General features: G+C 44.0%; 16 protein-coding genes. 1 reads left to right on the top strand and 15 read right to left on the bottom strand.

All coding sequences use genetic code 11. From position 1 onward, the window contains the following. Positions 1-8 precede the first annotated feature (8 nt). The 14 genes from IM797_RS09040 to IM797_RS08975 form a co-directional block, all read right to left on the bottom strand. Complete coding sequence (locus IM797_RS09040; RefSeq protein ID WP_194126793.1) at positions 9-1,358, bottom strand: TlpA disulfide reductase family protein; 1,350 nt, start codon at positions 1,356-1,358, stop codon at positions 9-11. Between the two features lie 58 nt (positions 1,359-1,416). Beyond that, positions 1,417-2,340, bottom strand: a complete 924-nt coding sequence (locus IM797_RS09035) for a hypothetical protein (RefSeq protein WP_194126792.1) — start codon at positions 2,338-2,340, stop codon at positions 1,417-1,419. Positions 2,341-2,351: 11 nt separating this feature from the next. Further along, positions 2,352-3,932 (bottom strand): RagB/SusD family nutrient uptake outer membrane protein, encoded by a 1,581-nt coding sequence (locus IM797_RS09030; RefSeq protein ID WP_194126791.1) that lies wholly within the window; start codon positions 3,930-3,932, stop codon positions 2,352-2,354. A 12-nt stretch (positions 3,933-3,944) separates the two neighbouring features. Beyond that, positions 3,945-7,619: a SusC/RagA family TonB-linked outer membrane protein gene (locus IM797_RS09025; RefSeq protein ID WP_194126790.1), complete on the bottom strand. Its 3,675-nt coding sequence runs from the start codon at positions 7,617-7,619 to the stop codon at positions 3,945-3,947. 124 nt (positions 7,620-7,743) lie between these two features. Next, complete coding sequence (locus IM797_RS09020; RefSeq protein ID WP_194126789.1) at positions 7,744-8,901, bottom strand: FecR family protein; 1,158 nt, start codon at positions 8,899-8,901, stop codon at positions 7,744-7,746. 77 nt (positions 8,902-8,978) lie between these two features. Beyond that, complete coding sequence (locus IM797_RS09015) at positions 8,979-9,617, bottom strand: RNA polymerase sigma factor (protein WP_194126788.1); 639 nt, start codon at positions 9,615-9,617, stop codon at positions 8,979-8,981. A 16-nt stretch (positions 9,618-9,633) separates the two neighbouring features. Next, positions 9,634-9,837 carry an ArsR family transcriptional regulator gene (locus IM797_RS09010; RefSeq protein ID WP_194126787.1) on the bottom strand — a complete coding sequence of 68 codons (204 nt, stop codon included), beginning with the start codon at positions 9,835-9,837 and terminating at the stop codon, positions 9,634-9,636. Positions 9,838-9,976: 139 nt separating this feature from the next. Next, positions 9,977-11,497 carry a glycoside hydrolase family 32 protein gene (locus IM797_RS09005; RefSeq protein WP_228098778.1) on the bottom strand — a complete coding sequence of 507 codons (1,521 nt, stop codon included), beginning with the start codon at positions 11,495-11,497 and terminating at the stop codon, positions 9,977-9,979. Positions 11,498-11,526: 29 nt separating this feature from the next. Beyond that, positions 11,527-13,086 (bottom strand): glycoside hydrolase family 32 protein, encoded by a 1,560-nt coding sequence (locus tag IM797_RS09000; RefSeq protein WP_194126786.1) that lies wholly within the window; start codon positions 13,084-13,086, stop codon positions 11,527-11,529. Between the two features lie 31 nt (positions 13,087-13,117). Next, on the bottom strand, positions 13,118-14,500 hold the full coding sequence (locus IM797_RS08995) for a DUF4960 domain-containing protein (protein WP_194126785.1): 1,383 nt from the start codon (positions 14,498-14,500) through the stop codon (positions 13,118-13,120). Between the two features lie 23 nt (positions 14,501-14,523). Next, a complete protein-coding gene (locus tag IM797_RS08990; protein WP_194126784.1) occupies positions 14,524-16,224 on the bottom strand; it encodes a RagB/SusD family nutrient uptake outer membrane protein in 1,701 nt (566 codons plus the stop codon). Between the two features lie 4 nt (positions 16,225-16,228). After that, a complete protein-coding gene (locus tag IM797_RS08985; protein ID WP_194126783.1) occupies positions 16,229-19,306 on the bottom strand; it encodes a TonB-dependent receptor in 3,078 nt (1,025 codons plus the stop codon). 37 nt (positions 19,307-19,343) lie between these two features. After that, positions 19,344-20,264 (bottom strand): carbohydrate kinase, encoded by a 921-nt coding sequence (locus IM797_RS08980; RefSeq protein ID WP_194126782.1) that lies wholly within the window; start codon positions 20,262-20,264, stop codon positions 19,344-19,346. A gap of 10 nt (positions 20,265-20,274) precedes the next feature. Next, positions 20,275-21,609, bottom strand: coding sequence for a sugar porter family MFS transporter (locus IM797_RS08975; RefSeq protein ID WP_194126781.1), 1,335 nt, complete (start codon positions 21,607-21,609; stop codon positions 20,275-20,277). A 319-nt stretch (positions 21,610-21,928) separates the two neighbouring features. Here IM797_RS08975 and IM797_RS08970 point away from each other — a divergent pair, with 319 nt between their 5' ends. Continuing rightward, on the top strand, positions 21,929-24,697 hold the full coding sequence (locus tag IM797_RS08970) for a substrate-binding domain-containing protein (RefSeq protein ID WP_370583072.1): 2,769 nt from the start codon (positions 21,929-21,931) through the stop codon (positions 24,695-24,697). 162 nt (positions 24,698-24,859) lie between these two features. Here the strand turns inward: IM797_RS08970 and IM797_RS08965 are convergent, their stop codons facing one another. Then, positions 24,860-25,945, bottom strand: coding sequence for a TlpA disulfide reductase family protein (locus tag IM797_RS08965; RefSeq protein WP_194126780.1), 1,086 nt, complete (start codon positions 25,943-25,945; stop codon positions 24,860-24,862). Between the last annotated feature and the right edge of the window lie 4 nt (positions 25,946-25,949).

Genomic DNA, 25,949 nt, shown 5'->3' with positions numbered 1-25,949 from the left:
GGTTTGGCTTATAATTTTGAGGTAATTAGTGCAGCTAATTTTGGATCAGAAGGTCTTGGTGCGTCAAAACTTACCGTTTTACCATTTTTGTCAAACAGGATGAAACGAGGCACACTGGCCAGTTCGTAATCAGTTACGATGGTACCTTGGTTATTCGAATACAAATGTAATCCTGACAGTTTCTTCTCTTCTATCATTTGTTTCCATTTGGCATGATCGGTGTCGATGGACAGACTGATAAACACGACGTTCTTTCCTTCAAAAGATTTTTCCAATGCTTCCAGAGCGGGTTGTTCTGCTAAACAAGGCTTGCACCAGGTTGCCCAGACATCGATCAGTACTACTTTACCCAGGTTATCTGATAGTTTGTGCATTTTGCCATCGCGGTCCGGGTAAGTAAAGTCGATCCAATTACCTCCGGCAACCTGCAAACCCCAACGTGCCTGAAATACTTTCATTTTAGCGCGCTGTTCCTCGTTCAGCATATCACCTTCAAATTTTTTTAAGAAGGCAACCTTATCCTGAGATGCACCCTTTTCTGCTTGAGCCAGGATATAATTGGCCTTCAAGGTTTTGTCACTAATTTCAGGAGGCAGTATTTCTCCGGATATGCCTTGTTCCTGGTTATAAATGATGTGTTTGGCAAAGGCGAAATATTGCATATACCTGAAGGCGATAGGAAGTGTCCAAAGTCCTTTATCGGAAAAAGTTTCATTTTTGAACCAATTGGTATAGATTGTAGGAAACTTGTCTTTGGATTCGAAACCGAAGCCCATGGCAAATGGCATCAAAAGGTCAAATTTATAACTGTAGGGCAGCATGAACTTTGCTTCCTTATCAAAGGCAGCATTGCCAGTGTTGATGTTTTTTACGAAGTTTTCAACAGGCCCTGCCAATGAATCCAGCAATTTTATCAATCTTTCCTGAGAAAGTGTTCGAGCGTCTTTCGTGTAGCCATACTTACGGATTGGCGCTATCATTTTATACCAATCAGCAAAAACCTGGTTTTCCTTACTCAATTTCCCTGAGTAGCTAACCTGACCATCACCGGCATCTACTGTTAGCTCTTCAGCCTTGCGCAGATAAACAGGATAATGCTCATCAAAGGCACCTATATAGCGGATGGCATTTTGATCTGCAGGAATCACTTCTACACGGAAAATACCGGTAGCTTTGTCCACAACAGGCTCAGCAATTGCTTTCAAATCCCCATCACCATCAGATTTAGTAAAGAATATACTACTCACATTCTGATGATTGGGCATCTCGTACCGGAATTTTGTTTGCAATACGGCATTTTGCGCCCAGGCAGATGCAGACATCGTCAGCATCGCTAATAAAATACTTGTTTTTTTCATTTTATGGTTTAATATGGGCATAGCTGTTTGACTATGCCCTGTTAGTTACTTAATTGTGTTATTGTACAGGGATATTCATATCTGCCAAAATCTGGCGGATGATGCCATATTTGGTCATGATATTCGGATAGGTACCATAGAGCTGCATGAACTGCGCTTCTGTATTCGCTAACGAAGCTTCAAGGTATAGCGACACATCTATCCAGGTCGTATAGGGCGTGTAGGATGTGTTGCGAGGGTCTGACGAGATGAAGCCCAAGGTCTGTAGTGAAGCCACCGTTCCTGTAGGCAAGCCTGTTACAAACTGGGAAAACTGCCATGTCCCCATGTTATAAATGTCCCGTGTCGAAGCAAACCTCCGGCTTACAGTGTAAAACCTGGTTAGGAGATCATCATATTTTCCGCTCAGGACTGCATTGGTGATCAATGCGCGCATAACAGCGCCTTTAAAACGCGCTTTGGTTGCAGCATCCATTGCAGGAATCTTCGAGGCTTCGCCAATCAGTACCGTATTGAAGGCTTTAAATGCATAATTACCGAAAGCATTACTTGTGAAAGACTCCAGGAGCAGTATACTGGGTACGTGTACATCCTTCGGCAATACCGGAATGATCTCAGTTTTGAAAAAGGCCAGCGCAGCTGCAACATCCGCTTTTTTGCAGTATTTGAATGTACGCACAACAGGAGGTGCCCCCACTTGCTCTACGCCAAGCGAATAATTCATGGACAGGACCTCATAGTGTGTATAGTCCTTGCCAAAAAGATCCTTGCGTTGCTGAATGCCGATGGTATCATTGATGTAAAATGGGATACCCGTTTCTTTAAAAAACTCAAACCGGGCATGTGTACTGGCATCGCTTGGATCGTCTTCTACGACCAGCCAGTTTTTATCATAGTCAGGAAATACAGTACTTTCTTCCTTCCTGCATGCAGTCAAACCTATTGAAAGGATTAGGACCGCAATATATAATTTGCTTTTCATGTGCTGAATTGTTAAGGTTGAACACTACGTACCGGCCTGATTAAATTGGTCAGGGAACCCCTGTTGAAGTCTATGGCATAGCCAGGAATAGGCACCTGCCATGCGGCCGCATCCTGAGCAAATGAATTTAAAACATAGTTTCCAGCAGGATTGTGAGATTTCGTTTGCGCATCGTAAGTGTAATTAGGATGCTTGATATTGAAACTTGCAGCCAGGGGATATTTTGCGTTAACGGCATATCTCCTTAAATCAAACCAGCGGTGTCCTTCAAAACAAAGCTCACGACGGCGTTCTGCCCTGATGAATGCGACCAGTGCTTCGTTAGATTGAGGAAGTTGTGCCAGACTAGCATTCTTAACTCTTTTTATACGAAGCTTTTGTAGTTCTTCTCTGGCTTCAGCATCTGAACCTTTCATGGCAAAAGCCTCTGCACGGTTCAATACGATTTCCGCATAACGGAAGGAGAAGATACACGATACCTGGACCGGATCATTATAGGTCTGGAAGGTACGGTACTTTCCTGGTATCCAAGCCTTGCTTTTTGCCGTTTTCCTAAAGAAAGCTGTCCGGCGCATGTCATCAGTAGTATACGTTTCTGCCAGGCCGCTGGAAACCTTAAATGAGGAGGCCTTATTGTCATCTCCATTCCAGGCACTGGTGGAATCGGTCAGAAAAACTACAGGAACCGAGTTGGGCCCCATAGTGAAAATGGACTCGGTTGAATTCCGATACGTAAAATTGGTGTTTTCAGCATATTGATTGAGGTCAATCAGGCTATAGCCCAGATTTTCAAACCCGTTGCTGCTTTCCAATGCTTTGTCGTATTGCTCTGTAAATAGATATACGCGACTTTGCAGCGCTTTCACCGCAGCAATACCGACGCGAATTTTAGTGGCCGGATTGTAGCCAGCCAGGAAGACTGCAGCCTGATCCAAATCTGCAATAATTTGTTTGTAGACCACATCGTTATGATCGCGTTTGAAATAATCATCCTGGATCTTTTCAGAAATTTTTAAAGGTACGCCTTCGTCCGTAGCAGCGGTACCGGTACGGTAAGGTGAACCATAAATATTTTGAAGCAGGAAATAATAGTATGCACGCAGAAACAAGGCTTCTCCCCTGATGTGCATCAGGTCTGTGTCTCCAGCATTCTTTTCCGCTAGTCCCTCAGCCTGGAAAATGATTGCGTTTAGGGCTCCGATCCTTTTATAGATCTTTCTCCAGAAACTCTCTTCCCATTCCAGGTTCAGCACATTGGCATTTGGCTGCTGACTCCAGTTGTGAAAGCCGGAGAGCATGTTGCGCGGTGTCTGCTCAAAGGGCTCTACGTAGTTTGCAAGAGATAGCTCACTGTCATCGTCCATGACATGTAGCCATGGTGCCAGAACCCCTTGATTTTCATTGAGCGTAGTGATGGTCGACTGACTGTAGACAGAAAATGAGAAACTTGGAAGAAAAGCCTCCCCGATCATTAATTTATTGAGGTCCTCCGTATTCTCCGCATACTTCAGGTCCCTCGAATACTCTTCGAGGAATTTCTTGCATGAACTCATCACCAGGATACAGGCTAAAAGCACAAATATTTTTTTCATGTTCCTATATTTTTAAAATGATACATTAATGCTCCCTGCGTAAGTTGGCCTTACAGACAGGTTGATATTTGGTGAAGAACCCGATTGTAAGGGATCCTGACCTTTAAGCATCTTATTGCTTACAATAAATAAGTTACTTCCGGTGATGCTCAGGTATGCAGATCCAAGTCCCAGTTTCTTTGCAAAGGTTTCCGGAACGTTGTAACGGAAGGATGCCGACTGCAGCTTGATGTGATCGCCACTTACTAACCTGATATCGGAATTGTCGTACATGTCATACACGCTTCCTGCAAATGTGTATTGTGTTGCAGGATAAACGCTCCACCAGGGTTGGTTAACCAAATTATTAGCCTGGAGACCAGGAATATTGGTGTAGGCCTCATCACCGGGACGACGCCATCTGTACACAAATTCTTTACGCAGATTTTGTTGCGGATACGCGATGTTGGTTCCATATCCTGAAGCAATCTTCAGCATGCGGATCTTATTGCCCAGGGAATAAGTCACATTCAAAGACAAACCAAAATTACGGTAGCCGAAATAGTTGGAGATACCACCCTGAATGAAAGGCTCACGGCGGCCGGATTCGCTCATCACTGCCAGGTATACGTCTTCTTTTTTCATTTGGGAGTACTGGCTGCGGTATTGATCTGCCAGTTCATTCTCTGCACCATAAAATATCGGTGATCCATCTACAGGACTTAGGCCCTTAAATTTGTAAGAATAGAACGTGTTCAGCGGTTTCCCGGCCAATTGTATAGAGCCATTCAGGAAGTTGTTGTAGGTTACATTGTCTAATAAGACATTGTTGCGGTTGTTAATTACCCTGTTTAAAACCTTGTTCAGAACCTGACCCAATTGCGGATCAATTCTCCATACGAAGCCACGACGTTCTTTGTTCAGACCTACGTTATTAATTGCGTTGATCCTAAAGGCCAATTCTACCCCTTTATTTTCCAGTGTTCCGCTGTTGATCACATAAGTTTGCACCCCATTGATTTCAGAAACCACTTTGTTCAGGAAAGCGTCTTTGGTCTTTTTGTAGAAAAATCCGACAGAACCATTCAATTTGCTACCAAACAAAGAGAATTCAACCTCCGCATTGGATGAAGCCGTACGTTCCCATCTCAGGTCCGGATTTGGGAAATTTTTGATGGTAGCATATTGAGAATTGTAATAAACATCTGTAACAAGTGCCTGCTGCATCACCATACTGGAGCCCTGCCCGGGCAACATATTTCCTTGCCATCCCCAAGAGCCTTTCAAAGCAAGCTCATTTACCCAGGAGGCATCGGCAGCAATATCATTTTTCATATTCCATCGCCCTGAAACAGCCCAGATAGGCAGGAAACTGTTGTTGGACCTTCTACCAAAAAGGTTGGACTGTTCACCTCTGATGTGAACATTAAACATATAACGATTGTCCCAGGAATATCCTCCCGTACCATACCAGGCCAATTCGTTTGTTAATGTCCGGTCAAAAGTACCCAGGGCAAGCTTGTCCTGCATCCACTGTCCATAATATCCTGTATTGGTAGTTGGCACATAATCAAAGTAGCCCCCCATTTCCGGAAAATACCCCCTCCTGGCCATTTTGAAGCCTTTGTATTCAGAAGACTTGGTTTCGATACCAGCCGCAAAAGTCAGCTCATGCTTTCCATCTTCTCCCAGAGTGGTAGTGTAGTTGGATTGTAATCGGGCCGTGTAATTATTATTTCTGGTTTCAGTTTTTGTCAACTCACCACCTACAGGCGCCATGTCATTTCTTGCTTGCTGGTCGGCCCTGAGTTTGAAGATATAATAGGAATTTTTGGTGTAATACAATTCCTGATTGGTATTGCTGATTCCATAGGCAAAAGTACCTTCCAGGTCGAAACCTTTAAATGCTCTATATTTAAGCACTGTTCTTACGTTGGCTCCGATTCCCTCCAAATGGTCATTACTATTTTCGCGCTCGTTCAGGATATTGTAATTATAACCTAAATTAAAGGTATTCACACGTGGGTAGTAGAATAAGCTTCCATCAGGATTGTTTGCCGGAATGGTGCGACTCATATTGTAAGCGTAATCCATCACACCCAGATCTGAGGGGCTATAGTTTCTGGTCGAATAGTTTCCGGTAAAGGAGATCTGCGCCATGAATTTTTTATAATCCGCTGTGATGTTCAACATGGTCGAATAACGCTTATTGTTCTCTCCTTTGATAACCCCATTTTCATTCTGGTAGCCAATAGAAGAATAGTATTTAACATCCGGAGAGCCGCCTGATAGGTTAAGCGTATGGGTTTGCGAGAAAGCATCCCTGGTAAGCAGGCCCATCCAGTCGGTATTTACACCGGCATAGTAATCACTTTGGCGTTTGAACTCATCATAACCAATCCGGCCGGCATAATAATCCTGCAAAACAGCCTCGTAGCCAGACCATTGCGTAACACTATTGTATTGCATCTTGCGCTCCACCATTTCTTTGGAAACATCCATCCGCTCAGCAGAATTCATCATGTACATCCCGCGATCAGAATATCTGGGGCGGCGTGCAAAACCTGAGCTCATAGAATAGGAAATCATGGGCTTGCCTACTTTACCTTTCTTGGTGGTGATGACAATTACACCATTTCCTGCCTTGGCACCATATAGAGCTGTGGCTGAGGCATCCTTCAATACGTCAATCTGTTCAATGTCTTGCGGATTAAGGCCGGCAATGGCGTTGCCCAATAAGTTTACAAAATCCAGGTCATTGATCTGGGCAGGATCCACATTTACAGGATCAACCAGGACGATACCATCCAATACCCAAAGCGGTTCACGGTTCCCCAGGATAGTAGAGGTTCCGCGTATTCTTAATTTGGGAGTAGCACCGACTTGACCTGAATTCTCCATAAAGATCATTCCAGGTACCCTTCCTTCCAATAATTTATCAATAGTGTTGATGCCGGGCGTGAGGATGTCCTCCATCTTTACCGTCGTTACTGCGCTGGTCAGTTTCCTTCGGTCAATGTTTTGATAACCGGTATTGACGACCACATTAACCTCTTTCAGGTCAGATGCCTGCATCGCCAGTGCAACCACCCTGGCGCGTTGCGCTCCTATTTCAAGTGTAGCATAGCCAATCATCCGAATCTCCAGGATCTCATTGGCATACTTACCAGGGATCACGAAATTTCCGTTCTGGTCTGTCCGGGTGCTGTAATCGCTTCCTTTGACCTTGATAGTCGCACCGTCCAGCGTTTTCCCATCCTCAGTGGTCACTTTACCTGTAACCGGACTGTTGAAACCAGTTGAAGGTGAAACCTGTTCAGACTTGGTATCGTAAATAATGATCACACCATCCTTGATCTCATAAGTTAGTGGCTGCGTAGCGAAGAGCTTCTTCAAGGCACTGGCCAATGGCTCGTTTGTGAACTTCAAAGTGACAGGCTTCGTTTTCTTCAGGATCTGGTCATTGTAAGAAAAATCATATTTGGTTTGCTTGCTGATGGCTTCCGCTGCTTTTATAAAGGATGCATTCTTCAGGTCTAGCGAAACCGTCTGCGCCTTCAGCTCGTTGAACAACTGGAGTGATAGGAAAACAGATAAAACAAGTAAAAACTTTATAAATATGGGTAATGTGCTCAAGTTGGCTAGTTTTGATTCCTCCCCGAGTGATGCACATCCCCCCTTGTCCTTGTGGAAAAGGAAATAGTTCATAAATTTGTGTTGGTTAGTAGTTTGATGGTTTAGTTAATTTTCAAATATCGGACCTATCCGAGCTGGAGGTGTTACTGCACCTTCAGCTATTTTGAATGATATTCCGTATAGTTAATGTAATTATTTATTGCATAAGCTTTACTCTCCTTCCTTTAACGTCAAATTTTAAATCACTTATCTTTTCGAGCGCATGTAAGACGGTAGACAATTGTTTATTTCTGCTTATTGAGGCATGAATCTGGATACCCGCTGGAATTCCTGTATAGTCGATGTCCAGGTCGTACCAGCGCTCAACCTGGCGTAGCGCCTCAATTAACGGTGTGGCCTTAAAGCGGAATTCACCGTCTTTCCAGGCTGCATAAAGCGTGGCATCAACCGCTCCTACTCCGAAGCCGGACTGATCAAACACAGCCTGCTGGCCAGGATGTAGCTGGGTAGTAGCAGAAACCCTGGAGCTACTCAGTTCAACACGTCCGTTAAGTAAAGTTGTCACGGTTTTGCGTTCATTTGCATAGGCATTGACATTGAAGCTTGTACCCAACACTTTAACCTGTTGCTCATTTGTACTTACAATGAAAGGATGACTGGCATTATGGGCCACCTCAAAATAAGCTTCGCCTTCAAGTTTTACTTTCCGTTCTTTACCTGTAAAATTGCTTGGATAGGATAAAGACGAAGCTGCATTCAACCATACTTTAGTGCCATCACTCAACGTAACACGGTACTGCCCTCCTTTAGGCGTATTCAAAGTGATGTTTTGCCCAGCTTGGGCATCAGCAAGCTTCTCTCCATCTGTATAATGAATGGAGGACCGATCTATAACAATCTCTTGTTTGGAACCATTCAACTCATATCTGGCTCCGTTTGAAGCAATTAATGTAGCACGACTGGTTCCTGGCCTGATGTCATGAAGATGCGCAGATGGATTTGTGGCGACCGAACTTGGCTGATTAAAAAAGTATATCGCTACCGAAGTGATCAGGAGCAGCCCAGCTGCAACAGCAATCCTGGACCATACATGAGCATACAACCTAGGTGTTTTCCGTTGAGGAATACTTTTTGCAATCTTTTTCCAGGCCCGACTTTGAATAAGCTGGGCTTTTAATTCCAATTCAGCAGTATTTTTTAAATGCCCCTGGAAATGCTCCTGCAGCAATTCTTCAAAATATTCCTGACTATCTTTTTGACCCAAGATGTCATTCAACTGGGCTAATTCCTCCCGGTTGAGTGTCTTGTCAATATATTTCCTGAATAGTATTTGAATTTTATTCCCTTGTTCCATTACCCAATGTAGCGGCCCATTTAGGACCTATACCACTAAATACACATGAAAGACAAAAACTAGCACCCCAAAAAAAATTATTTCTTTAAAAACGCTGATAATAAGAGGATTAAAATATCAAAATGATGATCTTTTAATGCCATTTTTAATTTTTTACCAGCCTCTTGTATGTGGTGATTGATAGCTGATGAGCTGATTTTCAAGCGTTCGCTGATTTCCTGATAGCTAAGTCCCTCCAGTTTATGCAGGGTGTAGACTTCACGCTGGCGCGGGGTTAGTTTATTTAATGCTGCATCAAGCAAATCTTTTGCTTCAGATTCATTCATTGCTTCTTCAATGGGATTGTAACCCATATCCTGACCAATCTGGTTGCGCATCAATTCATCGTATACATTTCTTCTGAAAACATTTTTTGAGCGGTTAGCAGCCATCTTATATAGGAATGCCGCAAAATTCTGCCCCGGATCTATGGTCTCACGGATTTCCCATATTTTAACGAAAATATCCTGCAGCACATCTTCAGCTAATTCTTCGGATCTCAAAAGCTGAATCAGTTTTGAACTTAAACGAGGAGCATAAATCTCGTAGATACTATGAAATGCTTGAGCATCTCCAGCCCGCAAATCCACCAAAAGTTGCTGTTCATCACTGAAAGACATTTTCCCCAATTTTTTTTCTGGAGGTGAATGTAATAAAAAGTTTACAAATCTATTCAATTATCATGTTCATACTTTATGTGGTGATTTGGGAGAGGTCGAGACCAAGTTTTGTAAATTCTGTTTGTCCTTTTTCGGTAATGACATAATATTTATCGGTAGGATCATTTTTTTGTATCCATGCCTGGTCCACAAACATTTCCAGCAATAGTTCGCCTAATTTACCACCAATGTGATTGTAACAGGTCTTGGCTGGCTTCGTATTCATTTTAGTTTTCATTTCGGGTCAATTTGCAGTTCTATATTTGGGTACAAATTTATTCGAAAAGATCAGGCAGTTAAATGACAGCGGTCATATAGAAAGATGATTCAGGCTGTCATTTAACTGCTTGATTACTTAACCTCGCTATTCCAAAGCATTACCTCGTCGCTTGAATTTCAGCATATTGTATTTTCTGAAATGTTGTTGGCTGAGCAGCCTGCACATGAACCTGGTTTAAAAGCCCATTGCTGAAAAACGTATCCGTCAGCACACTCAAACCTCCGTCTGCAAAAACCTCCACAGAAGCCACATCAAGAATCACAGTTAAAGACACACCTCCCCCTTTTACCATACGTGGAGCTACCGTTTTACGTGCAAAGCTTTTCTCAAAATTGACCAGTCCGGATTTGGTACGGTCAACATAAAACGAACGACTGGCTTTATCGTAACCAACGATCAATTCATCACCTTTGGCATTACCGAACTGTAAGGCAAAATCGGTTTCAGTGCTGGTCGTTAAATCCAGTTTATACTTGCCTTTAAAGGCGGCAGTTTTACCTGATAAATTATACCTGCCCTTGACTTTCACATTGTGCAATACAGCAGCTTTGCTGGTGATCGCAGCAAATTCCTTTACGGGCGCTGAACTCAGATAAAATGCTTTCCCGACCGGCTTAAGTGTCAGTTCCCTTGGAATGGTCATGGCACCCCGCCAGGTTTGTGTAGGGACCAGATTGGCATAGTTCCAATTGTTCATCCAGCCGAGAAAAATTTTCCGCTCGCCAGTGTTTGACCAGGTAATTCCAGCATAATCATCAGCTCCATAATCTACCCAACGCGTATCGGTATGATCGGAGACAAAAGATTGACCGTCAAACCGCCCGATAAAATACTGCGTCCCAGATCCACCACTCGGTGAACCCGGATTGATGCTCACCAGCAAAACCCATTTGGTGATTCCATTTACGCTTAGCTTAAACAAATCCGGACATTCCCAAACGCCACCATGTGCACCGATGCCTTCCCCAAATTCGCTCAAACGATTCCAGGACTTTAAATCTTTAGATCCATAAAAGGTGATGGATTGTTTGGTAGCCAAAGTCATGACCCATTGTTTCGTAGCCTCGTGCCACATCACTTTAGGATCCCTGAAATCCCAGATACCTGGATTTGGCAATACCGGATTGCCTTTATACTTAGTCCAGGTTTTTCCTTCGTCTACACTATAAGCCAGGCTCTGGTATTGATGCAAACCAGTTTTAGCCTCCTCTATTTTCTGATTGTGATGGGTAAATATGGCTACCAGGGCATTTTTACCAAAGCCAGCAGTATTGTCGCGGTCAACCACCGCACTGCCAGAAAATATGGTTCCTAGGCTATCCGGATACAAGGCAATGGGCTGCTCTTCCCAATGCATCAGGTCTTTGCTAATGGCATGCCCCCAATGCATAGGCCCCCATATGGTGGTGTTTGGACTATGCTGATAGAACAGATGGTATTGACCATTGAAATACACCATCCCATTGGGATCGTTCATCCAGCCCTTTTTGGGCGAAAAGTGAAATTGGGGACGGTAAGTTTCCACTGCATTTTGCTGCGCATTGGAAGATTGAACCTGGAATAGCAAGGAGCAGACTAGGGTACTCACTGTACAAAATACTTGAATAGGTTTCATCATGTTGGGATGGTATTGGGTATAAATATAATTTAATGAATTGATGTCTTTAAACCACCAACCGTTAACACATTGTTTTCGGCAAACAAACTCCAGGAGTTGGACTGCAGGCTGTAGATCCGGTTGGTTAAGGCAACCTGGTCATTCAGATAAAGCACCGCCACCGAACCATCAATCACCAGGTTAAAGGAATAAGACTTTCCGGCCTCCCAATTGAAGGGAACCCGGGTAATTTCTACACCGTTATTGTAAGCCGCGATTCGTTTGCTGGCGGGTTCAAATTTAATGACATAGCTGCTGTTGTTATTTTTCTGTGTGTTGAAACCAATACCTGCGGTACCAACGAGGTTGGCCAAACTCAGGCTACCTTTAATCTGGGTTGTACCATTGATGCTGCCAAATGTATACTGTGCTTTAGCCGAACCGCCGGTCAGCACATATGTACCTGCAGCCTGGTTTACGGTACCCGATGTGCTCATCACTACCGGATCAGCCGGTTTGGTAAAATAAGCATAAACCGCATCCGGACTTTTCACACCCAATTTATCTGCACCGGTTTTAAACAGCTGATGGCTGATCAGGTTGCCGCCCCAGGTTTTGCTGCCACCATCATTTTCGGGATTACGGCGATGTGCCCAGCCAAAGGCAAAGCGTTGTGTACCATTTGATGCAGAACGGCCCGCATAAAACTGGTATCCATCAAACATATCCTGGCCATCTGCAGGTTTTAACCAGGGGCCCGCCGTTGAATTGGCTACCCGGTAATGCGTTCCCGGGGTATTACTCCAGTCCTCAGCAAACAACATATAATACTTATCGTCCAGTTTAAAGATATCGGCACACTCCAGCATCAGGTAATCGCTGTCGACATTTAAAGGACCTTTTAACGTCCATTGATCTGTTGCCGGATCTGTGCTGGTATATACCAGAATTACGCCTTTGCCTGAACTTTGGGTACTCACCAACATCCAATATTGCGAAAACTCTGGGTTGTAAAAAACATAAGGGTCCCTGAAATCATTCCTGGAGTATCCATCAGGTGCTTTCAGTACAAAGCCATTCTTTTTTGTCCAGCTGCCCATATCCTTACTGGTTGCGTACAATATCGCTTCGCGGGAATTGCCATCTGCCCATCCGGGATTATTGTTCTGCAACCAGGTATTGGTGCTGTTGTGCCCGGTATAGTAAAAATAGTTCAGGTCGCCGGCTTTAACCATAGATCCCGTTCCAATCAGGTGGTCCTGTGTACTTTTATTTCCATAGGAGATCGCCTCACCATCGTAACTAAAGTCCAGCAGGTTTTTGGAGCTGAATTTATGGATGGGATGCTGTCCCGCACTGCTTTGTTTAACCTGATTGGGCGCATCGTGCAGAAAAAAGAGTTCAAATTGCCCATTGACAAAATAAGGCATGACGTCGCCCACCCAACCTGTTTGCTGGCCATTTGAAGCAGCCGGACTGATCACCGGCTTAGGGAATAGACGAAATGCCTCCTCTTTAAAAGGTTCAGCCTGTCCAATTCCTTTTTCTTTACTGCAGGCCAGCAATGCGATCGCAAGCGTGCCTGTTAAAATAATTTTTCTAAAAATCATATTTCAAATCTTTGATGTCGTTAATGGCTGCTTATTTTTTTAAATAGTCGATGGCATTTTTAGTGATCTTTTTAATGTTAGCCAGGTAAAGGTTGTTTGTACTGCCACCAGCAAGCGGTTCAGAATACCAATCGTAAGCACCAAAGGCTATTATCACCACATTGCCTGCGGTAGCGGATGGCCATTCGGCAATACCTACCCTGCCGTTCAGGGCATCATCCCAATTCTCTGAAGCCAGGTTTACACCCCCTGTTTGTGCACGCCAGCCTGCCCCATCGCCATAACCGCCCCATTCATTGACATACCACCATGCCGTATGGTTTTTCCTAAAGGTTCCTTTTTGCAACAGCCAGGCTTTACCAGGTTCGTATGTTTCCAGACCTTGAAAAATAGGATGTTGCTCGCGTGTACGGAACGAAATCCCCCAATTGCTGTTGGCCTCAACAAAGCCAGCAGTATCGCCAAAATCACCAAATACATTATTAGGGCCTTTTCCTGCCGGAACTACCCCAAGGGCTTCTACATAACGTGCAGCATAGGTAGTTAGTAATAAAGCACCACCGCCCGCCCGGTAAGTTTTAAACGCAGTGACCACACTTGTGCTCAATGCTGCTGCCGGTAAATCTTGTGCCGAATCAAAATGCCACCATATTACCCGGTAGTTAGACAGTCGACGCCCACTCTCTATACTTTGAAAGGACACATAGTCGGCAGTTGGATAATTGGTAAAGAACCAATCGGCTGCTGCTTTCTCATCCGGATTGGTAATTGCTGCCCTGGATGTAGCCAGGCCAAGGAAAGCATATTCGCTAATGGAATTGCTGATCACATTAACCTGATAAACGACACTCAAATTGCCTTGAGTTACGGTATAGGCTACCGGTTTGGAAAAATCCTGGGCAAGGTTTGCTGCCGGGGCAACCTGAACGCCACTCTGCAATTCAATGACAGGTTTAAGATTCCTGAGATCTGTGCCATCCGGAAGTATCAGCGAAATGCTTTTACTTTCCTGGTCTATTGTTCCGGCCACGCCATTGATGACAAATGACACCAAAGGTGGAACAATTTTGGCCAGCACGGTATAATCCTTATACACGTTGCCATTGGTAATACGGTAAGTTACAGCGCCGGTCATGTTTAGCTTTTGCCCCGCTGCAGGTGTTACACTGGCCTGTTCAGGTAAATTAAACACCGGTGTCAGGCTTGTAAGGTCGGTTCCAAAAGGCAGGTTTACCAGAATCTGCCCGGTTTGCTGGTTGATCTCGGCGGCGACATTATTGATGTTAAATGCGGTAAACTGAACCGGGGCATCGACATTGAAGCCTGTATTTTTATCTTTTTTACAACTGCCCCACAGCAATGCTGCTGTGATCAACAGGCAAAGTAGGATTGTTGGTTTGAAATTGCTGGTCATCTTTTTCTGATTTAGCTGTGGGATTAATTATAGCCTGGATTTTGCACATAGCGGTTCTCGCTCCAGAAGATCTGATTTTGAGGAATGGGCAGATACTCATCCCTTCCCCTGGTAAACCGGGCATTCTGATAAATGCTCCTGGTTGATTTTTCTGCATTGAAAAATGCATTCATTTCCTGATCGGCAATGCCCCAGCGCATCAGGTCGAAAAAGCGCTCGCCCTCCAATGCCATTTCCAGGCGTCGTTCAAAACGTAAAGCTTTACGTGCATTTTCCTGGTTCCAGATGATGTTTACGCCAGGTGTATAAGCTTTGACAGCATATCTGGACGTCGGTTGTCCATTGGCCATCACCAAACGGGCCGTACTTTTAGCGGCCCGATCCCGGATTTCGTTGATCAAAGGTAAGGCCTCATTCTGACGGCCCAGTTCAATCAGTGCTTCTGCTTTAAACAACAGCACATCGGCATACCGGATCATAATTCTGGCCTTGGTATTTCCAAAAAATGGTGCAAGGTTAATGAAGCAGTCGCAATCCGGAGAAACGTTCTCTTTCATGGAGTTATAGGTGCCATAAACCGGAATGTTCCGGCTCCAGGCGGTAGTCACCACACGGTTTGGATCATATTTCCAGGGCGCCCCTGGTCTGGAAATGGTATGGTCTACCCTTGGATCAACTGTGTTTACCGCGAAATCGACATTCTGCTGGTTGTAAGTATCCAGCAAAGGCAAACCTGCCGCATCCGTTTTGAAAGCATTCATCAGGGTTTGAGAAGGTTTCTGGAAATCACAGCAGCCGATACCTTGTGGCACCGTCAGCATGTCGCCGAAGTTTACCCGCCCCCGGCCAGCACCATCATCTGTAGAAAACTGGACCGACATGATCGCTTCCACACCGTTTTCAAAACTGCCGGATAAAAAGTTATTCGCAAAATCAGGCTGGAGTTTATAACTGGAAGCAGTAACCATGTCTGCGGCCTGTACCACTTGTTGTAATTTGGCAGGATCGATATTGGTCACTGCATGCGTTTCATTTTGCTGATAAGCCTGAAACAATCGGGTTTTGGCCAGAAAAGCGTAGGCAGCATACTTATTGGCGCGGCCAACCTGTGTTTGTTTAACGGGTAGGTTTTCTGCGGCAAACTGGAAATCAGCAGCAATCTTCTCTAAAATCTGATCGCGTGTAAACTCGTTGTTTTTTACATTTTTATAATCCTGCGATGGCAATTTCTCATCAATGTAAGGGATATTTTTGAACAGATTTTCGAGCATCAGGTACCAATAGCCGCGTAAAAACCGCAATTCTGCACTGCGTTCTTTAACCAATGGGTATTCATCTGATGTAAATTTACTGATGACGCGAAGGCCTTCATTGGCCCTTCTGATCCCCACATAGATGTTAAACCAGATTACATCATAATTCCATTGATCCGGACGCGAGTTGACAAAGGTTTCCATGGCATGAAAAACATCTCCATCATTGATTCCACCTCCACCTTTATAGGCATCATCGGCACGTATATTCCCATATTGATACATGCTGAAAGCACGGTTGATCTCATCATTTCCAAGTTGGGAATAAGCGGCAATGACAAAGCCTTCGGCCTGCTCCGGTGTAGCGACCTGATCTTCATTTAAAGAACCTTTAGGTCCTACATCCAATGCTTTTTTACAGGAGCCCAAGGCCAAAACGGCCAATAGTATGATATATAGATATCTTTTCATGATTTTAAAATTTAATGTTAATACCACCGGTAATGACCATAGGATTCGGATAACCAAAACCCGGATTCTCCGGATCAAGGCCGGTAAAGGATTTTGATTTCAACAAGATCGCCAGGTTATCCCCGCCAACATACAGCCGCAGCGATTTCAGCTTCACTTTACTGATCAGCCTGGTATTGAACGTATACCCGATCTGGGCATTTCTTAATTTCAGGTAAGCGCCGTTTTCAATAAAATAGGTAGAGAAACGGGCTTCAAAATTATCATCCGTTAAGGCCGCAGCGGGAATATTTGAATTGAAGTTGGCAGGTGTCCAGGCATTCAATAATCGTGCACCTTTGTTTGAAGAAGATTCTACTGCACTCCAGAAATCTGTAAAGTACTTGGCATCATTCTTCACATCAATAGATCCGATACCCTGCAGCAAAAATGAAAGGTCGAAGTTTTTATAATTGATGGCGGCATTGAACCCATAGGTAAATTTGGGTAAGGGCACACCAATCCAGGTGCGGTCATAATCATTAATGATGCCGTCGCCATTCAAATCGCGGTAACGGATCCTGCCGAGGCCTTTACCGGTTTGTTCCGCATGTGCATCCAGGTCGGCCTGAGTTTTGAAAAGTCCGTCTGTAATGTAACCAAAATGGGATCCATAAGCCCTGCCCAGGATATTCTGTCCCCTGCCATCTCCGCCATAGGCATTGATCACTTCAGCAGGCAAGTGGGTGACCTGGTTTCTAACCACATCAAAATTACCGCTTAGGTCCAGTTTTAGGTCGCGGCCAATCTGGCTCCGGTGCCCAAGGCTCAGTTCAAACCCTTTATTCTGCATAGACGCGCCGTTAACCCAGGTATTACCACCTTCTCCCAATACCCCGATATAAGGTGGAAGCAATAAGATATCTGAGGTTTTTTTGAGGTAATACCCAACACTACCATAAATCTTTTGGTTAAACATGGAGAAATCAAGCCCCAGATCTGTCATCTCAGTGGCTTCCCATTTCAGGTCTGGATTGGCATTCTGTGAAAGGTAAAATCCGGATGGCAATACGCCACTTTTATTGCCATTGATGTCGTAGGCTGTAATGTTGTAGTTAGACAGGTAAATGTTATAAATGGCGTTGTTGTTGATTTCCTGGTTGCCGGTTTTACCCCAGCCAAAACGCAATTTCAGATCGTCGAAAACAGCGGTATGGTTTTTAATGAAAGATTCTTCACTTAAACGCCATCCTGCTGAAAATGCAGGAAAAGTTCCGAACCGGTTGTTTTTACCAAAGCGGGAAGAGCCGTCATAACGTATCGTGGCACTCAGTAAATACCGGTCCATAAAGGAGTAATTGGCTTTTGCGAGGTAAGAGAACAACACACTTTCTGCCCCGCTTCCACTGTTGTCTTTGATGCCAGTCCCGGCATCCAGGTACATATAGTCAGGATCTTCCAACACAAATCCTTCCCTGGAGGCCATGAAAGAAGTTGTTTTTTCGCGGTAATACTCTGTTCCTGCAATCACGTCCAGGCGGTGTTTATCGCGCTCCAGTTTATAGTTTAAGGTATTTGTCCAGGTGGTTTTGGTATTGTGGGTCTGGTTATTGATCACTTTGTTTACATCATTGACCAGGTATCCGCTTTGGTATTTCTTTTGCCAGTTTCTGGAACTGTAATTTCCATAGTCGATACCAAAGTTGGAACGAAATACCAGTCCTGGCATCAACTTCACATCTGCAAAGAAATTACCAAATAACCGCATGTAGTCGTAACCGTTTTGTTTATTGTCTTCCAATACCCTTACCGGGTTCTGGCGGTCGTTCATCCCGGCTACGGGGCCGCCCCAACCTTTGCCATCTACCGTATGCACCGGAATAATAGGCAATGCCTGCAACGCGGAATTGATGATATCTGCGGCCACTTCTTTGGTCTTGGTCAGGCTCAGGTTTTGTCCGATTGTGACTGCGCCATTCCACAATTTATAATCGGAATTCATGCGGGCTGAAATCCGGTTGAAGCCTGTGGTTTTGACGATGCCTTTATTGTCAAAATAACCCAATGACAACAGGTAACTCCCATTTTCTGTACCGTTTGACAATTGCGCATCGTAGTTTTGAATGACTCCCATTTGGGAAATTTCATCAAACCAGTCTGTATTGGCCGATTTCAAAGTCTGCGAGGCATTTAAATATTCAGGTACCATGACTTTATTTAACACGGGTAAATTGGTGGATGGATCAACCTTCCAGTCGTACTGATACTGTATTCCATTGCTGTTTGGGTCAAAACCACTGTTTACACTGGCCTGCCAGAGTACACGTCCATAACCTTCTGCATCCAGCATTTTGAGTTTATTTACATAGGTTGAGAGGGAGGTATAGGCATTCAGACTGGCCTGCGTGCCTCCGGCTTTACCATGTTTGGTGGTTACGATGATTACCCCATTTGCTGCCCTGGAGCCATAAATACTGGCTGAAGAAGCATCTTTAAGCACCTGGATGGATTCGATATCGGCCGAATTCAGTTCATGCATTCCCGCTTTGGTGGGTACACCATCAATGATGTACAATGGATCGTTGTTATTTAAAGTTCCGATGCCCCGGATGCGGACTGTGGCCGGGGCACTTGGTGCGCCATTACCAGTGATGTACATCCCGGCAACCTGCCCCTGTAAGGCCTTGATGGGATTGGCTACGGCTTGTTTTTTCATTTCATCCACATCAACCACCGCAACAGAACCAGTCAAATCTTTTTTGCGTTCACTTTGATAACCGGTAACGACAACTTCGTTAAGTGCTTTGGCATCGGCTTCCAAAACCACATTTATGGTTTTGCGGTTGGCAACCGGGACTTCTTGGGTTAAAAAACCCATATAGGAAAGCACTAAAATGGCTTCACTTCCAGGTACATCAAGACTGTATTTCCCGTTTGCATCTGTTGCCGTCCCGATCCGTGTTCCTTTAAGGAGTACATTTACACCAATTAAGGTTTCGCCCTTGCTATCGGTCACCTGACCGCTGACCGTGTTTTTTTGCTGCGCCCTGCTGAGCTGAAAACAACAGGACATAGCGAGAATTAGTAGAACATATTTGCTCATACGCTTAAGTTTATTGGTTTATATTGGTTCGTTTTTATTAAAAAAGGGTATTGCTCAAGCTTCTCTTCCAGATAAACCTTTCGAGGTCAAATTTACTATAAGGCGGGCATGCACCGGATTTAGAGGTGATAAATGCCCCCATTGCTACGGCGTAGTTCAGCATTTCTTCTAAAGGCTCATCACTTAACTTCATGGCCAGAAAAGCAGCTAAAAAAGAATCACCACTACCTACGGTATCCTGTACATCAACCAGGTAGGCCGGATAATCATAGCGGATAGCTTCGGTATAATACGTAGCACCTTTGCTTCCCTTGGTAATGATGACTTCCTGAAAATTAAAACGCTCAAAAAGCAATTCAATCCTGTCCAGTTCATTGGCACAGGCCGGATTGTACCAGGCAGCAATCATTTCCAACTCCGCAAGGTTCAATTTAACCAGGTCACATTTCCCCAGCAATTGGGTCACAAAATCAGGCGTATAGTGTGGCTCCCGAATGTTCACGTCAAAAACACGGTACTTTGCATAGTCGAGCATTTTAAACAAGGCCTGTCTCGACGTTTCATTTCTGGAGCCCAGACTTCCAAAAATAAAAGCATCGGCCTGACTGATCAATTGCTCATGTGCCGGCTCCCAGCGAATGAAATCCCAGGCTACTGGAAAAAGAATCTCATAGCTGACTTCGTGGTTATCGCCCACAGTGGCCTGAACGGTACTGGTTTGATTTAAAGGTTCTTGCTGGATATAAGTTAAAGGTAGTGCTATAGATTTCAAAAAATCAAGCAATTCCAATCCGGCTTCATCCTGCCCCACACTACTGATCATGTGACTTTTAAGTCCCAGTTTATGGAGGTGATAAGCCACATTCATCGGCGCACCTCCGGGTTTCTTACCAGCTGGCAACAAGTCCCAAAGTACTTCGCCGAAACACACGACCGATTTATTCGATTGACTCTTCATATTCTTAATTTTAATGCAGGGTTAAATGAGTTCCAATTTCCTCCAGGGACTGGCCTTTGGTTTCAGGCATAAAACGCCATACAAATATCAGTTGTAAGACCATCATACTTCCAAAAAAAGAAAAGGTAAGGGCACCCCCGAAGGTTTCGGCCAGGTAGGGAAAGCAAAAAGCAATGATGGCCGCCATTACCCAGTGTGTAGAGCTACCCAGGGTCTGACCTTTGGCACGCACCGAATTGGGAAATATTTCGGAGATAAATACCCAGATGACGGCCCCTTGCGAAAAGGCAAAGAAGGCGATAAACATCATCATATAAGCCGGCACGGCAAAACCACTGTAATTGTGGCTGTAAAAGGTATAAGCCACCAGGAACAATGCGGCGATCAAACCAAATGAACCCACCAGCATCAATACACGACGCCCTATTTTATCTATGAAATTGATGGCGATTAAAGTAAAAATGAAATTGATCAATCCGATGCCCACCGTGGATAAAAGCGAGGAATGTGCACCTAAACCTGCCATTTCGAAAATGCGCGGGGCATAGTAAATGATGGCATTGATTCCGGACACCTGGTTAAAAAAAGCAAACAGCATGGCCAGCATCACTGGTTTTTTATATTGTGCCGAAAACAGACTTTCATTTTTTCCTTTATGCTCATCCATTTTTAAAGCGGAATTTTTGATGGCTGTTAACTCCTCCTCACAATTCAAAGGATTGATAATGCGGAGGATTTCCAATGCCTTATCATATGCAGCTTTTTTGAGAATTAGCCAGCGCGGACTTTCAGGAATGAAATAGATCAGGATTAAAAATATCAGGGATGGAAAAGCCTGTACCCCCAGCATCCAACGCCAGGAAGCTTCGCCGCCCTGACTGATCAGGTAATTGGAAAGGTAGGAAATCAGGATACCCAATACCACGTTGAACTGGAACAAACCAACCAGGCGACCACGTCTGTTGGCAGGTGACACTTCTGAAATGTAAATTGGTGCAACAACCGATGAAATGCCAACCCCTAAACCGCCCAATAAACGAAATACCAAAAAGACATGCCAGTTGTCGGCAAGTGCGGTTCCTAAGGAAGACAGCAAGTAAGCCAGGGCCACAAAGTAAAGGGTGTTTTTACGTCCGAAGCGATCGGAAGGTTGTGACCCGATCAGTGATCCGATTACAGTACCGATTAAAGCAATAGATATGGTAAGTCCATGTTCAAATACGGATAGGTGCCAGTATTGTTGAATTGATTTTTCTGCACCGGAAATTACTGCGGTGTCGAATCCGAATAAAAAGCCGCCAAGGGCTACGACCGTGGACCAGGCCAGGACGGAATGTTTGCTCATACGTTTATGTTATATTATGGTTAACGAAACGCAAATTAGCCGAAATGACAGCCCCTGGTGATCAATATCATTTCAAATTCGTACAATTTTCAAACATTAAACAAAACACTGAATTACAATCAATTAACTAAAACAAAAACTTTCAAAAAGTACAAATCTTCACTATATGAACACGATACTTACAGTTTTGATACATGTGTATCTGTTGTGCTACCCTAGCTCCTATTGCGCAATTTTGTCTTAGCGTACATTTTTTTTACATTTACTTCTCATGCAATCATACAGGCTGCCCTAACCCAATATAAATACGACCATATTTGTGATTAAGTCCAGACTTTTCTTATTTAGCTGTCCGGTATTTTTTGTACTCCTGACCATGCTGTGGACTGGCTGTACGGAGAAAAAGAAACATCAGGAGTTTGTGATTGGATTTTCGCAGTGTATAGGTTCTGATTTGTGGCGTAAGGGGATGCTGGAAGAAATGCGCATGGAGCTTTCCCTGCACCCGGATGCAAACTTCATTTACGCCGACGCGGATGGCAACAGCAAAAAACAGGTGGAGCAGGTCAAAAAGATGCTGGATCAAAACATTGATTTGCTGATCATTTCGCCCAATGAGGCCCAACCTTTAACCCAGGTGGTGGAAGAGGCTTACAAAAAGGGAATTCCGGTGATTGTGATTGACCGTAAAACGGCATCCAGTTTATATACCGCGTATGTTGGGGCAAACAATTACCAGATTGGTAAAATGGCCGCCGAATACCTTGGCGCGGCATGGAAAGAAAAGGGAAATGTGATTGAAGTGATGGGCCTTCCGGGATCATCCCCTACCATTGAAAGGCAAAGGGGCTTTGCTGATGGGTTGAAGCCTTTTAAAGGGTTAAGGATCAGCAAAGAAGTTTATGGCGACTGGCTAAAACCAAATGCGGCAGCAGAGCTGATGAAAATACAGCCCGAATTGCGTTCGGCATCGGTTATTTTTGCACACAACGACGTAATGGCATCTGGTGCCCGGGAGATTGTAAAAAAGCTGAACCTCAATCCTGGTCTAAAAATCATTGGTGTGGATGCCTTATCTGGCAAGGGGGCCGGATTGGAAATGGTGAGTGATGGAATTATTGACGCCAGCGTTTTATATCCAACAGGTGGTAAAGAAGCCATCAGCACGGCTTTTAAAATCCTGAATAAGGAACCATTCTCTAAAGAAAATACACTGGCCTCGCTTGTGATTGATCCCTCCAACGTGGAACTGATGAAGCTGCAGTGGAATAAAATCCGCAGTCAGCAAAAAGATATTGAACGGCAGCAAACCTTGCTGGATGAACAAAAGGTATTGTTTAAAGATCAGCAAATGGTGCTGAATGTAACTGTAATTACGCTGGTACTGGCCATTGTTTTGGGCGGACTGGCCTTTTATTCTTTGTTGGAAAACCGGAAGATTAACAAAAACCTGGAGGCCAACAACCAGGAAATACTCAGTCAGCGGAACCAGTTGATTGAGATGTCGGAAAAAGCAAAATTGGCGACAGAAGCCAAGCTCAACTTTTTCACGAACATGTCTCACGAATTCCGGACGCCACTGACGCTGATCCTCTCTCCGCTGGAAGATCTGTTGAAGCAAGAAAAGATCAAAGCACTTGCAGGCAGCAATTTGAAACTTATCCATAAAAACGTATTCCGCTTACTCCGGCTCATCAACCAGCTGATCGAATACCGGAAGATTGAACATGCACAAATGAAAATTAAAGTCTCGGAGAACAACCTGGTTGAATTTATACGGGAAATTTCGGATAGCTTTCAGCACAATGCACAAAAACGGAATATAGGCCTGCGGATGGTTGCCAAAAAAACAGAGCTGATGGCTTGGTTTGATGCCAATATGTTGGACAAAGTTATCTTCAATTTATTGTCTAATGCTTTAAAGTTTAGCAGGGAGCATGGTACCATTACGGTAGATGTTTGGCAGGAAGCGGCATTCATTTATGTGTCAGTAGAAGACAATGGCGCTGGAATGAGTGAGGAAGACCTGCTTCATGTATTTGAACATTTTTACCAGGCCGAAGGCTCATCAACCAAGGGCTCCGGACTTGGGTTGTCCTTATCCAAAGAACTGATGCGCCTGCATCATGGCGATATTGTGGTAGAGAGCATCAAAAATAAGCGCACGCGATTTGTGGTAAGCCTTCCTGCAGGAAATGCGCACTTTAGTGAGGCAGAGCAACGACAGGAACAATTGGATAAAACAGAACTGTATGAGCATGCCCGGATTTACACGACGGATCTGGATGAGCCTGCTGAGCAAGAGCGGGACGTAGCGCATCCTTTAAAAGAGCAATCGATACTTCTTATTGAGGACAATCCGGATCTGTTGAATTATTTAAGCCAGAAATTAAGCGCCCAATATGAAGTTTTTACGGCTGCTGATGCCGAGCAGGGAATAGCCGCAGCGTACCGGGAAGTACCCGATCTGATCATCTCAGACATTGTGTTGCCGGGCATGTCGGGCAGGGAACTGACCACACAGCTGAAATCAGATTTACGCACTTCGCACATTCCGATTATTTTACTCACCGCACAGGGCAGCCTGGAACAACAAATCTTTGGTCTGGAAAGTATGGCAGACACCTATATAGTGAAACCCTTCAATTACGATTACCTCATGGCCAGTGCAAAAAACCTGCTTAAAACCAGGGAATTGCTGAAAGCACACTATACAAGCGACATCAGTTCATCAGGAAAGCCCCAGGTATCAAGAAGTCTGGACAAAAAATTCCTGAATGATTTTGCCGGGATTGTAGAGGAAAACCTGGGCAATGAAAATTTCAATGTGGACGACATTGCCAAAACCATAGGTATATCCAGGGTACAACTGTATCGTAAAGTTAAAGCTTTGCTGGATTGTAGCATTACCGATTATATCCTGAACCGAAGACTTAAAAAAGCCAGTTACTTACTGATTAATGAAAGTTACTCCATCGCAGAAATCACCTATATGGTTGGATTTTCTACACCAAACTACTTCTCGACCGTGTTTAAAAGTAAGTATGGGGTTACGCCAACTGAATTTAAAAGGAATAAAGCATTATAATTCGTATTTTATGATCAACTTTTGCTTTGCTCATGATTGAAATACTAGCCAAGACACTGGAAAGATGGCTTTAAATACCACATCAGATAAAATACCCCAAGGCAAGCCTTGGGGTCTATAGGTAATATGAAGGAGCATTGTTGCGCCTTCATATTAATCTCTTCATCCGTTTGATGATTTTTTAAATAATTCCTTTAGTTTATTACTCAGAGCTATCCCTCTCAAATCTTTGGCTATAATATTTCCATTGGGATCGATAAGTAAGGTACTCGGAATGCCTTTTATACCGTAATGCGTAACCAGTTCACCCTCCCAGGCTTTCAGATCAATCAATTGTGTCCAGGCCATTTTATGCGCTGCTACTGCATTCAACCATTTGTCTTGATGTTCATCCAGTGAAATGCTCAAAATGGTAAAATTCTGGTCTTTATAGGCATTGTAATTTCTGATCAGATTGGGAATCTCTTCGCGACAGGGATAACACCAGCTTGCCCAGAAATCAATCAATACATATTTTCCTTTAAACGCAGCAATAGTTACCGGCTTTCCATCCTGGTCATTCAAGGTGAAATCTTTCACCTTTTCGCCAATTGCACTATGCTTAAGTACAGCCAAACGCTCTGCAATGCGCTTGCCTTCTGGAGTGGACTTGATTTTTGTATCCAACAGATCATACATCTTCAAGACACTTTCATAGCTACCTAGTCTGCAGGATTCTGTAACCAGGTTTAAACTAAAAGCACTTTCTCTGTGACTGCTGACGTAATTATTTGCCATTGCCCTTTTCTGGTTGGCAATAGCTATAGACCGCTCTTCCCTTTTCAATTCCTCATCTCCGCTTACCTTGCCGTATTGTGCAGACAGCAGTTTATCCTCTTCCACTAAAGGTTTTATCTTTTGTGCATACGCAACAGCCTCGTCATTTGTTTTTGAACCGCTTACCAGAAGATGATCTACTGAATCCCTGGTACCTTTTATGCTCATTTCTCCCGGATCTACGAAAATATAAATTGCCCTTCCTGGAAAAATTATGGTAATCTTTTGTGATTCGGTTACCGGTGCCGCCCAGATGAATTTCCCATTGGTAATTTTAAGTGTCGTATCTTTTTTTACACTTCCTTCGTAATATTGGATGATCAGACTCGAATTTCCAATTGCTTTGATGTCACCGTTTAACCTGACCTGAGCAAATAAATTTGAGGTACAGCAGATTAATGCAATGGTGATGAGGCTTAAAAGGTTTTTCATATGG

It is taken from the genome of Pedobacter sp. MC2016-24 (genome assembly GCF_015223055.1).
In the GTDB taxonomy this organism is placed as follows: domain Bacteria; phylum Bacteroidota; class Bacteroidia; order Sphingobacteriales; family Sphingobacteriaceae; genus Pedobacter.
Note: the sequence above shows the minus strand (reverse complement) of the source record. Positions and strands in the feature narration are given on the sequence as shown.

Coding starts and splice junctions, on each gene's coding strand:
- IM797_RS08985 (WP_194126783.1), bottom strand. CDS start 19,306: ATGAGCAAATATGTTCTACTAATTCTCGCTATGTCCTGTTGTTTTCAG.
- IM797_RS09010 (WP_194126787.1), bottom strand. CDS start 9,837: ATGAAAACTAAAATGAATACGAAGCCAGCCAAGACCTGTTACAATCAC.
- IM797_RS08980 (WP_194126782.1), bottom strand. CDS start 20,264: ATGAAGAGTCAATCGAATAAATCGGTCGTGTGTTTCGGCGAAGTACTT.
- IM797_RS09025 (WP_194126790.1), bottom strand. CDS start 7,619: ATGAACTATTTCCTTTTCCACAAGGACAAGGGGGGATGTGCATCACTC.
- IM797_RS09020 (WP_194126789.1), bottom strand. CDS start 8,901: ATGGAACAAGGGAATAAAATTCAAATACTATTCAGGAAATATATTGAC.
- IM797_RS09035 (WP_194126792.1), bottom strand. CDS start 2,340: ATGAAAAGCAAATTATATATTGCGGTCCTAATCCTTTCAATAGGTTTG.
- IM797_RS08975 (WP_194126781.1), bottom strand. CDS start 21,609: ATGAGCAAACATTCCGTCCTGGCCTGGTCCACGGTCGTAGCCCTTGGC.
- IM797_RS08990 (WP_194126784.1), bottom strand. CDS start 16,224: ATGAAAAGATATCTATATATCATACTATTGGCCGTTTTGGCCTTGGGC.
- IM797_RS09030 (WP_194126791.1), bottom strand. CDS start 3,932: ATGAAAAAAATATTTGTGCTTTTAGCCTGTATCCTGGTGATGAGTTCA.
- IM797_RS08965 (WP_194126780.1), bottom strand. CDS start 25,945: ATGAAAAACCTTTTAAGCCTCATCACCATTGCATTAATCTGCTGTACC.
- IM797_RS09005 (WP_228098778.1), bottom strand. CDS start 11,497: ATGATGAAACCTATTCAAGTATTTTGTACAGTGAGTACCCTAGTCTGC.
- IM797_RS08995 (WP_194126785.1), bottom strand. CDS start 14,500: ATGACCAGCAATTTCAAACCAACAATCCTACTTTGCCTGTTGATCACA.
- IM797_RS09000 (WP_194126786.1), bottom strand. CDS start 13,086: ATGATTTTTAGAAAAATTATTTTAACAGGCACGCTTGCGATCGCATTG.
- IM797_RS09040 (WP_194126793.1), bottom strand. CDS start 1,358: ATGAAAAAAACAAGTATTTTATTAGCGATGCTGACGATGTCTGCATCT.